Origin of the sequence: Stenotrophomonas sp. PA-6-5C (assembly GCF_021605635.1) — a bacterium.
In the GTDB taxonomy this organism is placed as follows: Bacteria; Pseudomonadota; Gammaproteobacteria; order Xanthomonadales; family Xanthomonadaceae; genus Stenotrophomonas; species Stenotrophomonas lactitubi.
In genome coordinates this window covers 16,976-30,986 of record NZ_WKEE01000019.1, presented here as the reverse complement: position 1 = coordinate 30,986, position 14,011 = coordinate 16,976, and the positions used below count along the sequence as shown (strand labels likewise).

The window sequence follows — 14,011 nt, the reverse complement described above, 5'->3', positions numbered from 1 at the left end:
AGACTGCGTATCAGCAGGTATCCCGCACTGCGGGGGATACAGTGGTACGTATTGGCCTGGATGCGGTTCAGCTGCCGACACGGGATGATTCGCGACATGGAGACTGAAAACCCGATGCACCGTTTGCTGATCGTCGATGACGACAACGATATCCGCACCCTGCTGGCCGAGCAGCTCGGCCGCGCTGGCTACCAGGTCAGCACCGCCGCCGATGGCACCAGCATGCGCCAGCTGCTGGAACGCGAACACGTGGACCTGATCGTGCTCGACCTCAACCTGCCGCGCGAGGATGGACTGACCCTGTGCCGCGACCTTCGCGCGCGCTCGAACACGCCGGTGATCATGCTCACCGCGCGTGCCGAGCCGATCGACCGCGTGCTCGGCCTGGAAATGGGCGCCGATGACTATCTGGCCAAGCCGTTCGAACCGCGCGAACTGCTGGCACGCATCCGCAACGTGCTGCGCCGTACCGAAGCGCTGCCGGCCAACCTGGAACCGCTGGCGGTGCGCCGTGCGCGTTTTTCGCGCTGGATCTTCGACCTGGAGCACCGCCACCTGGTCGATCCGGACGGGCGCGTGGTGGTGCTGTCCGGCGCCGAGTTCCGCCTGCTGCGGGTGTTCATCGCCCATGCCAACAAGGTGCTCTCGCGCGAGCAGCTGGTGGCCCTCAGCAGCGGCCGCAACTATGAAGCGCAGGACCGCGCGATCGACCTGCAGGTCAGCCGGCTGCGCAACAAGCTGGCCGACGATGGTGGCCCCGACGGCCTGATCAAGACCGTGCGCAACGAAGGCTACGTGCTGGCCTCGGCCGTCAACCTGGAATAAGCCGCGATGAAGCGCCTGCGCCACTTCCTGTCCTCGATGGTCGGACGGCTGTTCGTGATCCTGCTGCTGGGCATGAGCGTGGCCGCGATCGGCGCGACCATGCTGGCCAGTTCCAAGCGGCAGCAGGAATTCGAGCGGCAGAACCTGAACCGCATCGCCGACCGCCTGCAGGGCTACATCAACCTGCTCGACGGCAACCCGGAACTGCGCGAGCGGCTGCTGGAGATCGGTGGCCCCAGCGTGCGCGCACTGCAGCCCGGCGCGCGCATCGGGCGCGCCGACAAGGCGCTGATGGAAGTGCTGGAGGACCGCCCCGGCCCGGTGTCACGGGCACATGTGCACTTTGCCTCGTTCCGTTCGTGCATTCCCAAGCTGCAGGACCTGCTGCCACCGCCACCGCCGGGCCACCACAAGCCGCCACGCGAGCGCGATCCCACCTTCATCCCACCCAAGTGCCGGGCGGTGGACGTGGTGCTCAACGACGGCACGCTGCTGAAGCTCGCCCTGGATTCACCGGCGATCGCGCACAACGGCATCCTCGCCGTGGACCCGCTGTTCCTGACCCTGCTGGTGCTGGCCATTGCCGTACTCGCCTACGTGGTTGCACGCATGGCCAGCGCGCCACTGCAGGAGCTGGCGGCAGCGGCGGAGGACCTGGGTGATGACCTGCAGCGGGCGCCATTGCCGCTGCGCGGGCCACGCGAAGTTCAGCGCGCCGCCGAGGCCTTCAATGCCATGCAGCATCGGCTGCAGCGCCACCTGGCCGAACGCACGCAGATGCTGGCGGCGATCACCCACGATCTGCAGACGCCGCTGACCCGGCTGCGCCTGCGCCTGGAAAACGTGACCGACGAGACCTTGCGCGAGCGCCTGATCGGCGACCTGGCCGCGATGCAGGCGCTGGTACGCGAGGGCCTTGAACTGGCCCGAAGTGCGGAGAGTGCCGAACAGCGTGCCGCGCTGGACCTGGATTCGCTGCTGGAGAGCATCGTCGAGGACACTGCCGAGGATGGCGCCGACGTCGTCTTCGAAGGGCGCAGCGGCGCGGTGCTGATGCTGCGCCCGTTGGCGATGCATCGCTTGTTCTCCAACCTGGTGGACAACGCGGTGATGTACGCACAACGCGCCCGGGTACGTGTCGAGCGCGGCGAGGGCACGATCACGGTGGTCATCGCCGATGACGGCCCCGGGCTGGCGGATGACCAGCTGGAAGCGGTGTTCGACCCGTTCGTGCGGGTGGAGACCTCACGTTCGCGCGAGACCGGCGGTGCTGGCCTGGGCCTGACCATCGCCCGCGCGCTGGCCGAAAAGGACGGCGGCCGGTTGTGGTTGCGCAACCGCCCCGAAGGCGGGCTGGAAGCGGTGGTGCAATGGTCGACCAGCGCCGAGGCGCGGTAGCAGCGGGGATCCGCACCCGGGCCCGGCTGTGCCGGATGCGGTGACGCCGACGATAGGGTTTGCCCTATCATCTGCGTACTTCCCCATTCTTCGTCCGATGAGCCTGCCCGTTCCTGCCGGCATGCCGCCCTGCGCGGTGCGGCCATTCCTGTTCGCGTCTGCCGCCACCGCCGGCATCCGCAGCTGGCCGCCGCCGCTGCGCTGATGGGCGGACAGGGGGCGGACAGGCGCCGGGCGGGGCGCCACGCGGAGAGGATCGGTCGCCTGCTGCGACTGGGCATGCTGTGGCTGCTGCTGGTGATGGCCGCGCCGCTGGCCGCGCAGAGTGGCGCACCGCCGCTGCGCGACTACGCCATCGACGTGTGGACCTCGCGCAATGGGTTGCCGCACAACTCGCTGCGCGACATCGCGCAGACCCCGGAAGGCCACTTGTGGTTCGCCACCTGGGAAGGCCTGGTGCGCTACAACGGCCTGGATTTCACCGTGTTCGACCGCAGCACGCGGCCTGGACTGCGCGACAACGGCATCGGCGCGCTGCTGGTCGACGCGCAGGGCGGACTGTGGATCAGCGACTCGCGGGGCAATGTCAGCCATCGTGGCAGCGATGGCCAGTGGCGGGTCTGGGAGCATCAGCCGGATACGCCGCAGGTGCTGATCCAGTCCATGCAGATGGACAGCCAAGGACGCCTGTGGCTGCTGTATGAAGGCAAGGGCATCGCCTATCTGACCCCGGACAAGGGCATCGTCTACCAGCGCCCACCACCCGGCCTGCCGCTGGCGATGAGCTTCACCAAGATGGCGGTCGACGCGCAGGACCGGGTCTGGATCGGCACTCTCGACGGCCTGGTGCTGCGTGACAACGACGGCGTGCTGCAGCGCGCGCCGGCGGCGTGGGGCGTGGACAAGGGGCTGTCATGGCCCTATCGCGCACCCGATGGCGCGCTGTGGATCGTCGCGGGCGAGCGCCTGTACCGGGTGGAGGATGATCGCCTGGTGCTGGTGCACCGGCTGCCTGGCCAGCTGCACTTGACCGCCATGCTGCAGGACCGCCATGGCGACCTGTGGCTGGGTACCGAGAATCAGGGCCTGCTGCGCATCTCGGCACATGGCCTGGAGCGCCTGCCGGCCGGCTTGAACCTGCCCGGCGGGCGCGTGGTCAGCCTGCGTGAAGATGCCGAGGGCAGCATCTGGGTGGGTGCCAACGGCGGCCTGTACCGCCTGCGCGAAACCCTGTTCAGCAGCTACACCGAGCGCGATGGCCTCAGCGGCGACTACGTGCGCACGGTGCTCGAAGACCGTGACCGCCACCTGTGGGTGGGCAGTGCCAGCGGCCTGGACCTGCAGACCTCCGACGGTCGATTCCGCGCGATGCCGCTGCACAACCGCGGTGGCAAGGCGCCCTCGGTACTGAGCCTGGCGCAGGATGCTGGCGGCGATCTGTGGGTGGGCACCTTCGGCGACGGCATCTACCGGTTGCGCGCCGACGGACGGCTTCGCCACAACTACGCTGCGGCCGATGGCCTGCCCGGCGGCAACATCCGCGCGATCAGCATCGCCCCTGACGGCGTGGTCTGGGCGGGGACGCAGAAGGGCGTGGTCCGCATCGAGGGTGACGAGGTAAGTGTGCCCACGGTTCCCGGCATGCCGGCGGGCCTGACCACCGCGCTGGAACACGATCACCAGGGAAATCTGTGGATCGGTACCATCGAAGGCGTCCGCGTGCTGCGTGGTGATCGCGTGCAGTCGATCGACCTGGCGCCGCTGGGCGGTGGCCGCAGCGTGTTCGGCTTCCACCAGATCGGCGATGCGATGTGGATCAGCAGCGACCGTGGGCTGTACCGCTGGCAGCGCGGCACGCTGGCGCGCGTGGGCCTGGAGCAGGGCATGCCGGTCGATGCGGTGTTCCAGCTGGTGCCCGACCGCCTGGGCAATGTGTGGATCAGCAGCAACCGCGGTGTGCTGCGTACCGATATGGCAACGCTCAACGCCGTGGCCGACGGACGCGCGCCGCGGGTAACCGTGGAGCGTTACAACGAAATCGACGGCATGGCCAATGCGCAGGCCAACGGCAGCTCCGGACCCTCGGCGATCCTGCGCCAGGACGGCACGTTCTGGGTGGTGACCGCCGGTGGCCTGAGCACGGTCGATCCGCAGCGGCTGCAGCGTTTCCGCGAGCGTCCGGCGCCACCTGCGGCAATTGAGAACGTGCAGGTGGACGGCGCGCCGGTGCACTGGGAAGGCCGCGAGCGCAACCTGATTCCCGGTGGGCGACGGCTTGCGGTGAGCTACGTGGGCCTGAGCTATCTGATGTCCGACCGCATCCGCTACCGCACGCGGCTGGAGGGGCTGGACAACGGCTGGGTGGAGCGTGGCCCGCAGCGCAGCGTGGAGTTCGTCGGCCTGCCGCCGGGCGATTACACGCTGCACGTGGCCGCTTCGCACCCGGGCGGCAGCTGGGGCCATCAGGAAGCGGTGTGGAGCTTCACTGTCGAGCCGTTCTGGTGGCAGCGGCGCAGCGTGCAGGCGCTGACCGGACTGGTGCTGCTGGCCGCGCTGGTGGCGCTGTACCGTTTCCTGCTGAAGCAGTACAAGGCCAGCAACCTGCGCCTGGCACGGCGCGTGGACGAGGCAACCTTCGACCTGCAGGCGCAGACCGTGCACCTGCAGGCGTTGAACCAGGAAAAGACCGAGCTGGCCGAGCGCCTGGCGCGGCAGGCCGAGGCATTCGAAAGACAGGCCCGCGAGGACGCGCTGACCCGGTTGGCCAATCGCCGCGGTTTCGACGAGGCGCTGGCCCGCGACTTCGCCCGCGCCCAGCGCAGCGGCCATCCGCTGTGCCTGGTGGTGCTGGACATCGACCACTTCAAGGACGTCAACGACCAGCACAGCCACAGCATCGGTGATGCAGTACTGGTGGAAGTGGCCCAGGTGATCGCAGCGGCCAGTCGCGATTCGGACCTGCCGGCACGCACCGGCGGCGAAGAATTCGCGCTGCTGCTCAACGACACCCGGCTGGAGGAGGCGGCGCAACTGTGCGCGCGCCTGCGTGGCCTGTTCCATGACCACCCGGACTGGGCCGGCATACCGGGCCTGCGGGTGACCTTCAGTGCCGGCCTGGTGGAACTGGATGGCGACGACCGCACCCCGGCGCTGCTGTACCAGCGTGCCGACCGCGCGTTGTACCGCGCGAAGAGCGACGGCCGCGATCGTACGAGTATCGGTTGATCCAGTGCGAAGCATCCACGCATGGCGTGGATCTACTGGAGTGCCGTACCAACGGTCGGCACCCATCGAGCGCAGCGACCCGCTGTTGCCCCCGCTTTTATGATCTTTCCGTGGCGCCCAGGAAACTGTCCGTGGCCGGGCGGGTGGGCTGCGCAGGGGCGTGAGCCGCATGGATGCGGCGACCGAGCTTACAGGGATGTACTTGCAGCGTCCCCTGCGCAGTCCACCCGCCCGGCCTGCCCAGGAATCGCTGTCAGCCCGCCACGAGGGGCTCCGCCGTTGGCCGCCTTACCGCGGCCAGGCATTGGCGATCGTGCAGAACAACCGCGCCGTCTGCTCGGTGTCGTACACCGCGCTGTGCGCCTCGTTGGCATCCCAGCCCAGCCCGGCCGCCGTTGCCGCGCGCGCCAGCACGGTCTGGCCATAGGCGATACCCGCCAGGGTGACCGTATCGAACACGCTGAACGGATGGAACGGATTGCGCTTGTGCCCGGTACGGGCGACGGCCGCGTTGACGAAGCCCAGGTCGAAATGAGCGTTGTGGCCGACCAGGATCGCGCGCTGGCAGCCGTACTTCTTCATCGCAGCACGCACCGGAGTGAAGACGTGATCCAGCGCCGCCTTCTCTTCCTTGGCCAGCCGGAACGGATGGTCGAGGATGATGCCGGTCACTTCCAGCGACTTCGGGTCGATCTCCAGACCCTCGGCCGGCACCACGTGGGCGCTGGCGGTCTGGCCGGGGTAGAGCAGGCCGTTCTCGTCCATCTCGATCGGCACGGCAGCGATTTCCAGCAGCGCGTTGCGCTGGCTGTCGAAGCCGCCGGTTTCAACATCCACCACCACCGGCAGGAAGCCGCGGAAGCGTTGTGACATCGCGCGCTGCGCCTGGGGTACGTCGGAAGCCGGGGCGGCGGCAGGTGCGGAAGTGGGGTCAGTCATGTGCGGATTCTAGCAGAGCGACCCTGAGCGCCCGGGATCCCGGCAGGTGGCAACCTTGGTTGGCGCACTGCGCGCCGACCAAGGTCGGCGTCTACCGGACCGCGCGACTTGCACCAGGGCGCCCGGGATCCTGGTAGGTGCCAACCTTGGTTGGCACACCGCGCGACGACCAAGGTCGGCGTCTACCGGACCGCGGGCTGCACCGTGGGAGCCGACGGATACCAGCGTGCCAGCACTGCATCCACGCTCAGGCGCCCGGCACCGGTGAACAGCAGCGGCAGCAGCATCGCCATGAACAGCAGCGGCAGTTTGAAGTTGCCAAAGCCCTGGTCGCTGATCGCATAGCCCATCGCCAGATCGCCCAGCGAGCCCCATTCGGCTGGCCAGTGCACCGCATACGTGGCCACGACCGTCAGCACCAGCAGGCTGGCGGCGGCGAAACGGGTACCGAAGCCGAGCAGCAGGCAGGCTGCGCCCAGCAGCTCGAACCAGGTGGCCAACTGCCAGTTCAGCGCGGCGGGCAACTGGTCGAAGGGGAACGGGAATGCGCCCTGCAGGTCGGCGAACCAGTTCTCGCCGTGCAGTTTCTCGCGGCCGGATTCAAAAAATTCCCAGGCCAGCAGTATGCGCAGGCCAAGCGGGGCCAACCACGGGGCGAAACGGTCCAGCTGGCCGCGGGCGGCGGCCAGGATCGGGGTCTTCATCGGTGAATCTCCTGGAAGGGGCGTCAGGGTGAAGCGGGGAGCGGACCGATCACGCCGGCACGCAGGAACTGATGCAGCAGTTGCGCACCCGGGGCGGCCAGGGTCTCGGGATCGAGGTGGTGCAGGACAGCCAGTTGCTGCAGCTGTTGTTGGCCGGTGGCCCCGGGCGCTTCGCCGATCAGGGTCAGCAGATGCACCGCCAGACTGGTCAGGGTGGCAAAGCGCACCGCGCCATCGGCATCGCGCCGTACCAGCAGGCCGGTGGGTTCTGCCGGTGGTTGCGACGGTGCATCGTCGCTACCCAGTTGATGCACCGGCCAGCGATACAGCAGCGGCCAGGCCAGTGGCGAGCGCCGCAACGGCACCTGCAACGGATCAATGTCGCCCGGTTCCGGCAGCGGATCAGCCTGCAGCTGGTACAGCGCGGTCTCCACCCACTCGTAGTGGGCCAGCTCAGCCAGCGCCGGGTGCGGCAGCTCCGGTTGCACCTGCAGCCACTGCACGAACTCGGCAGCCAGCTCGGTGAACAACGGCGCCTGGCAATGGTGGCTGGCGAAATAGTGGCGCACCAGCGCACTCCAGGCCGGTTCGCCCAGCAGGCGCACGCAGACCGGGAAGCCGTTGCTCAACAACCCCAGCAGATTGTTGAACAGCAGGCGTTCGTACACCGCCACCCGGCGCGGGTCCATGCCGGGCGGCGCCGGTACCTGCGCCGGGTCGCGCAGGTGTGCGGTGAACGCGTGCTGCTGCGCGCGCAGTCGTTCGGGGGCGTCAGCCATGGGCGGCTCCAGCATGCGCGGCCTGCAGGCGATGGATGGTCTGCAGCTCGCCCCGCAGCTCGGCGTAAGGCGGGAAATTGAAGTCGCGTTCGAGCAGGGTAGGGCGCGGGCCGATGCGCGCGTAGGTGCGCGCCAGCAGGTCCCACACCGGGTCGATGACCGGACTGCCATGGGTATCGATCTTCAGGTCCGGAGCGTCGTCCAGGTGCCCGGCCACGTGCAGGCAGACGATGCGCTGCGCGGGCAGGCCGGCGATGAAGGCATCGGCGTCGTAGCCGTGGTTGCAGGCATTGACGTACACGTTGTTGACGTCCAGCAGCAGATCGCAGTCGGCCTCGGCCAGCACCGCATTGGTGAAGGCCAGTTCGTCCATCATCGGCTCCGGCGCCAGGTAGTACGACACGTTTTCCACGGCGATGCGGCGGCCGAGGATGTCCTGCACGCGGGCGATGCGTGCAGCGGTGTGGCGTACTGCTTCATCGGTGAATGGAATCGGCAGCAGGTCGTACAGATGGCCCTCGTCGCTGCAGTAGCTCAGGTGTTCGCTGTACAGCGGCACCCGGTGTTGCTCAAGAAAAACACCCACCTGTGCCAGCAGCTGGGTATCCAGCGCTGCGCTGCCACCGAGTGACAACGACAGGCCGTGGCAGCTCAACGGATGGCGCGTGGCCAGTTCGGCCAGCGCGTCACCGGCGGGGCCACCGACACCGATCCAGTTCTCCGGCGCGCACTCAAGGAAATCGAAATCGCCGGCCGGTGCGTCGCGCAGGTCCTGCAGCAGCGCGCGGCGCAGGCCCAGGCCCACGGCCGCCGCAGGAAGCGGCGACCGCGGGTGGACTACGCCGGCGTGGACGTCAGTGCTTGCCACCGCACTTGCCTTCGCCGCACTTGCCTTCGGCCGACTTCTTGTCGCCGCCGGTCTTGGCCTTGGCATCGCCAGCCTTGCCCTTGTCGGCGCCACACTTGCCTTCACCACACTTGCCTTCGGCGGTTTTACCTGCCGCAGCATGATCGCCGGCCTTGCCCTTGTCGGCGCCACACTTGCCTTCACCACATTTGCCTTCGGCGGTCTTGCCGGCCGCCTGGCCAGCTACCAGGTAACCCTGGGCGAGGTCGCTCATGCTCAGCGCCGAGGCGCTGGAAGCCATGCCCAGGCCAGCGGCCAGGGCGGTAGCGGTCAGCAGGGACAGGGTCTTGTTGGAACTGCTCATCGGTCGAACTCCTTGGGTGGTGGGCGGGGGGCCCGGGGGTGAACTGATGGTGCAGCGATCCTACTCAACGAATCCTCGCCGGTAATTCAAATTTTCGTGAGAATTGTTACAGCGCAAACAAAAAGGCCGCTGTCGCGAGGACAACGGCCACCCTGGAGTCGAATCCGGTGTTGCAGTGCAGTATCAGATATCGCCGGCGCTGGAGGTCTCGTCGCGCTTCTGGCGCGGCGGCAGCGGCTGTTCGCCGTGCACCAGGAACCACACGTTCTCGGCGATGTTGGTGGCGTGGTCACCCACGCGCTCCAGGTTCTTGGCCATGAACAGCAGATGGGTGCACGGGGTGATGTTGCGCGGGTCTTCCATCATGTAGGTCAGCAGCTCGCGGAACAGCGCGGTGTACTGCGCATCCAGGCGGGCGTCGTCCTCGCGCAGTTCCAGCGCGGCATCGGCATCGTTGTCGCGGTAGGCGGCGATGGCGCGGCGGACCTGCTGTGCGGCCAGACGGCCGAGGGCGCGCAGGCCCTGGATCTGCGGCAGCGGCGGCACCTTGCCCAGTGCGATGGAGCGCTTGGCGACGTTGGCCGCGTAGTCGCCGATGCGTTCGATGTCGGCCGGAATGCGCAGGCCGGCGAGGATCTCGCGCAGGTCGCGTGCCATCGGGCCACGCAGCGCCAGGCGCATCACGTCGTGGCTGATCTGCTGTTCCAGCGCGTCGATTGCTTCATCGTTGGCGATGATGCGATGGGCGGCGTTCTCATCGCGCTTCTCGATGACGTCCATCGACGCCTCCAGCTGGGCGACGGCCATCTCGCCCATGCGCACGATTTCGGCCACCAGGCGCTGCTGCTCTTCGTCGTAGCTTTTGACGATGTGGTCGTTGGGAAGGTTCATGTTCTGCAATCCAGGTAGAGCCAGGCCGCGCCTGGCTGGGACATGTGGCGAAGCGTCAGCGCCGATCAGCCAAAGCGACCGGTGATGTAATCCTCGGTCTGCTGCTTGGACGGCTGCGAGAAGATCACTTCGGTGCGGTCGTGCTCGATCAGGTCGCCCAGGTACATGAAGGCGGTGTAATCGGACACGCGTGCGGCCTGCTGCATGTTGTGGGTGACGATCACGATGGTGTACTCGTGCTTCAGTTCTTCCACCAGCTGCTCGATGCGGCTGGTGGAGATCGGGTCCAGCGCCGAGGTCGGCTCGTCCAGCAGCAGCACCGACGGGCGCAGGGCCACCGCACGGGCGATGCACAGACGCTGCTGCTGGCCGCCGGACAGGCCCAGCGCGCTCTGGTTGAGCTTGTCCTTCACTTCGTCCCACAGTGCGCCCTGGCGCAGTGCGTGCTCGACACGGTCGGCCATGTCCGCCTTGGACAGCTTCTCGTGGTGGCGGATGCCGTAGGCTACGTTCTCGAAGATGGTCATCGGGAACGGCACCGGCTTCTGGAACACCATGCCGACCTTGCTGCGCAGGCGGTTCATCGGGTACTTCGGCGACAGGATGTTCTCGCCGTCGAGGATCACCTCACCGCGCGCTTCCAGCTTCGGGTACAGCGCGTAGATGCGGTTGAAGATGCGCAGCAGGGTCGACTTGCCACAGCCGGAGGGACCGATCAGCGCGGTCACGCGCTTTTCCGGGATCTCCAGGTTGATGCCCTTCAGGGCATGGAACTTGTCGTAGTAGAAGTCCAGTCCACGCGCGGCGAGCTTGACCGGTGCCGGAGCGTGCAGGTTCTCGTGCGAGGCCGGCACCACGATGCGCTGCATCGGCACGGCGTTGGAAAGGTCGTTCATGGCGGTATCCACGGAAAGGTCAGTCATGGGAGATACGGTTGCGCAGCAGGATGCCGCGCGCAGAGAGGCTGACCAGCAGCACGAACACGGTCAGCACCAGCGCGCCGGCCCAGGCCAGCACCTGCCAGGATTCATACGGGCTGCCGGCGAACTGGTTCATCACCACCGGCACCGAGGCCATCGGCTGGAACACGTTGCTGTTCCAGTACTGGTTGCCGAAGGCGGTGAACAGCAGCGGTGCGGTCTCGCCGGAAATGCGGGCCAGCGCCAGCAGGATGCCGGTGATGATGCCGGCCGAGGCACTGCGGTACAGCACCTGCACGATCACCTTCCACTGCGGGATGCCCAGCGACAGGGCCGCTTCGCGCATCTGCGAAGGCACCAGGCGCAGCATCTCGTCGGTGGTGCGGACCACCACCGGCAGCACGATGAAGGCCAGCGACAGTGCACCGGCGAAAGCGGAGAAGCTGCCGCCGGTCTGCATCACGTAGAGGGTGTAGACGAACAGGCCCAGCACGATGGACGGCGCCGACAGCAGGATGTCGTTGACGAAGCGGACCACGGTGCCGGCCTTGCGGGCGTTGCCGTACTCGGCCAGCCAGGTACCGGCCAGCACGCCCAGCGGAGTGCCGATGCCGATCGCCAGCGCACACATCACCGCACTGCCGAAGAAGGCGTTGGCCAGACCGCCTTCCTGCATCGGCGGCGGTGTCATCTTGGTGAACAGATCCAGATTGATGCCGGCCAGGCCCTTGGAGGCCAGGGTGAACAGGATCCAGCCGAGGAAGAACAGGCCGAACAGCGCAGTGGCGCAGGACATCGCGATGGCGATGACATTGCCGATGCGGCGGCGCAGGTACAGGGAGTCAGCGGTGCTGGACATCAGTTGCCCTCCTTGCGGGACAGGCGCATCAGCATCAGGCGGGCGATGGCGAGCACCACGAAGGTGACGATGAAGAGGACGAAGCCGAGCAGCAGCAACGCCGAGCGGTAGGTTTCAGTGGCTTCGCCGAAGTCGTTGGCGATCAGCGCGGCGATGGTGGTGCCCGGTTCCAGCAGCGACGGCGACAGGCGCACGCTGTTGCCGATCACGAAGGCCACGGCCATCGTCTCGCCCAGTGCGCGGCCCAAGCCGAGGAACACGCCACCGATCACCGCCGAGCGGGTGTAGGGCAGCACGATGTCCCAGCTCACTTCCCACTTGGTGGAACCCAGCGCGTAGGCCGATTCCTTCAGGCGGGTCGGCACGGTCAGGAACACTTCGCGCATCACCGAGGAGATGAAGGGGATGACCATGATCGCCAGCACGAAACCAGCGGTGAGCATGCCGATGCCCAGCGGCGGGCCCTGGAACACCGGGCCGATGATCGGCCATTCGCCCAGGGTTTCGTTGAGGAACGGGGTGACGTACTCGGTCATCACCGGCACCAGCACGAACAGGCCCCACATGCCGTAGATGATCGAGGGAATGCCCGCCAGCAGTTCGATGGCGGTACCGACCGGACCCCGCAGCCAGCGCGGTGCCACTTCGGTGAGGAAGAAGGCGATGCCGAAGCTGACCGGCACGGCGATGACCATCGCGATCAGCGCGGTGACCAGGGTGCCGTAGATCGGGGCGAGGGCGCCGAACTTGTTTTCGACCGGATTCCAGTCGGAAGAGAAGAAGAAGCTCAGGCCCTGCATCTGCAGGGCATGGCGACCACCCCACAGCATCGACAGTGCGGCGCAGGCCAGCGCGATCAGGACGAAGATGACGGTGCCGACCAGCACCCATCGGAACAGTTTGTCGTTGCGGGCATCACGCGTGTCACGCGTGGACGGGGCGGCTACAGGCTGGGCGATGGCATTCATGGGGACGGCAGGGCCAGGAAGGGGCGGGGCAGCACGATGTTCAGGAGGCGGTGCCCGCACGTGGCGGGCACCGTCGGGTCCATCACTTCAGTTCGGTCGCCCAGTAGGCTTCGATCTGCTTGACCAGCTCGGCCGGCAGCGGCACGTAGTGCAGTTCGTTGGCCTGGGTCTGGCCGCTTTCGAAGGCCCACTTGAAGAAGGCCAGCGCATCCTGGTTGCGCTTGGCATCCTTCGGCTTCTTCTGCATCAGCATGAAGTTGGTGGCGGTGATCGGCCACGCCTGCTCGCCCGGGGCGTTGGTGATGACCAGGTTGAAGTCCTTGGCGCTGGCCCAGTCGGCGCTGGCAGCAGCGGCGGCGAAGGTTTCAGCGTTCGGCTGCACCCAGGTGCCGGCCGCGTTCTGCAGCGAGGTGTACGGCATCGCGTTCTGCAGGGCATAGGCCAGTTCGACGTAGCCGATCGAGCCCTTGATCTGCTTCACGTAGGAAGCAACGCCTTCATTGCCCTTGCCACCCACGCCGTCCGGCCACTGCACCGAGGTGCCTTCGCCGACCTTGCTCTTCCACTCCGGGCTGACCTTGGACAGGTAGTTGGAGAAGTTGAAGGTGGTGCCCGAACCGTCCGAACGGTGGACGATGGTGATCTTGCCGTCCGGCAGGGTCACGCCCGGGTTGGCGGCGACGATGGCCGGGTCGTTCCAGGTCTTGACCTTGCCCAGGAAGATGTCGGCGAGCAGGGCGCCACTGAGGCGCAGCTTGCCGGCTTCCAGGCCGTCGATGTTGACCACCGGCACCACGCCGCCGATGGCCGACGGGAACTGGGCCAGGCCGGCCTGGGCCAGCTCGTCGCTGCTCAGCGGCTTGTCGGAGGAGCCGAAATCAACGGTGCCGGCCTTGATCTGGGCGATGCCACCACCGGAACCGATCGACTGGTAGTTGATCTTGGCGCCGGTGGCGGTGTTGTAGTCGGCCGACCACTTGGACACCAGCGGGAAGATGAAGGAGGCGCCAGCACCGGAGACCTCAGCGGTCACCTTGTCGCCGGCAGCGGCCGGAGCAGCGGCACCGTCAGCGGCCGGCTGCTGTGCGGCCTGCTTGTCGCCACCGCAGGCAGACAGGCCCAGGGCGATGGCCAGGGAAAGGGCGGCAAGGCTGGCCGAGTGCAGTTTCATGGTCACTCCATAGCGGGGTAGAGCCGACGGTGTCGGCGGATGCGGCTATGAAATGATGTTTTTGTTACAGCCGTATGACGTCCATGACAGAGGTGTCCTGGATCACGTTCTGGCAAGGGTT

The 14,011-nt window shown here is 67.2% G+C and carries 13 protein-coding genes; 3 read left to right on the top strand and 10 right to left on the bottom strand.

Translation table 11 applies throughout. The annotated features are described in order from the left end of the window. Positions 1-96: 96 nt before the first annotated feature. The 3 genes from GIW57_RS10335 to GIW57_RS10325 all read left to right on the top strand — a co-directional run bounded on the left by GIW57_RS10335 (position 97) and on the right by GIW57_RS10325 (position 5,448). Entirely contained in the window at positions 97-825 is a 729-nt protein-coding gene (locus tag GIW57_RS10335) for a response regulator (RefSeq protein WP_025875399.1), read from the top strand. A gap of 6 nt (positions 826-831) precedes the next feature. Beyond that, positions 832-2,223, top strand: a complete 1,392-nt coding sequence (locus tag GIW57_RS10330) for an ATP-binding protein (RefSeq protein WP_099819977.1) — start codon at positions 832-834, stop codon at positions 2,221-2,223. A 279-nt stretch (positions 2,224-2,502) separates the two neighbouring features. Next, complete coding sequence (locus GIW57_RS10325) at positions 2,503-5,448, top strand: ligand-binding sensor domain-containing diguanylate cyclase (protein WP_236510501.1); 2,946 nt, start codon at positions 2,503-2,505, stop codon at positions 5,446-5,448. A gap of 288 nt (positions 5,449-5,736) precedes the next feature. Here the strand turns inward: GIW57_RS10325 and rnt are convergent, their stop codons facing one another. The 10 genes from rnt to pstS all read right to left on the bottom strand — a co-directional run bounded on the left by rnt (position 5,737) and on the right by pstS (position 13,890). Further along, the gene (gene rnt / locus GIW57_RS10320) at positions 5,737-6,321 is read right to left on the bottom strand and encodes a ribonuclease T (RefSeq protein ID WP_032951815.1); all 585 of its coding nucleotides are present in this window, start codon (positions 6,319-6,321) and stop codon (positions 5,737-5,739) included. Between the two features lie 248 nt (positions 6,322-6,569). Next, on the bottom strand, positions 6,570-7,091 hold the full coding sequence (locus GIW57_RS10315; protein WP_100464362.1) for a DoxX family protein: 522 nt from the start codon (positions 7,089-7,091) through the stop codon (positions 6,570-6,572). Positions 7,092-7,114: 23 nt separating this feature from the next. Next, a complete protein-coding gene (locus tag GIW57_RS10310; protein WP_236510498.1) occupies positions 7,115-7,870 on the bottom strand; it encodes a putative DNA-binding domain-containing protein in 756 nt (251 codons plus the stop codon). Beyond that, positions 7,863-8,738, bottom strand: coding sequence for a DUF692 domain-containing protein (locus GIW57_RS10305; RefSeq protein WP_236510495.1), 876 nt, complete (start codon positions 8,736-8,738; stop codon positions 7,863-7,865). Before GIW57_RS10305 ends, GIW57_RS10310 begins: the two co-directional genes overlap by 8 nt. Next, positions 8,725-9,081 (bottom strand): hypothetical protein, encoded by a 357-nt coding sequence (locus tag GIW57_RS10300; protein WP_180164215.1) that lies wholly within the window; start codon positions 9,079-9,081, stop codon positions 8,725-8,727. The genes GIW57_RS10305 and GIW57_RS10300 overlap by 14 nt, the downstream gene beginning before the upstream one ends. 183 nt (positions 9,082-9,264) lie before the next feature. Beyond that, positions 9,265-9,972, bottom strand: coding sequence for a phosphate signaling complex protein PhoU (gene phoU / locus GIW57_RS10295; protein ID WP_049465163.1), 708 nt, complete (start codon positions 9,970-9,972; stop codon positions 9,265-9,267). Positions 9,973-10,037: 65 nt separating this feature from the next. Beyond that, positions 10,038-10,868 carry a phosphate ABC transporter ATP-binding protein PstB gene (gene pstB / locus GIW57_RS10290; protein ID WP_025875381.1) on the bottom strand — a complete coding sequence of 277 codons (831 nt, stop codon included), beginning with the start codon at positions 10,866-10,868 and terminating at the stop codon, positions 10,038-10,040. A 19-nt stretch (positions 10,869-10,887) separates the two neighbouring features. Further along, positions 10,888-11,751 (bottom strand): phosphate ABC transporter permease PstA, encoded by an 864-nt coding sequence (gene pstA / locus GIW57_RS10285; protein WP_032951813.1) that lies wholly within the window; start codon positions 11,749-11,751, stop codon positions 10,888-10,890. Further along, entirely contained in the window at positions 11,751-12,719 is a 969-nt protein-coding gene (gene pstC / locus GIW57_RS10280) for a phosphate ABC transporter permease subunit PstC (RefSeq protein WP_025875378.1), read from the bottom strand. The genes pstA and pstC overlap by 1 nt, the downstream gene beginning before the upstream one ends. A gap of 82 nt (positions 12,720-12,801) precedes the next feature. Beyond that, complete coding sequence (gene pstS / locus GIW57_RS10275) at positions 12,802-13,890, bottom strand: phosphate ABC transporter substrate-binding protein PstS (protein WP_025875376.1); 1,089 nt, start codon at positions 13,888-13,890, stop codon at positions 12,802-12,804. Positions 13,891-14,011 lie beyond the last annotated feature (121 nt).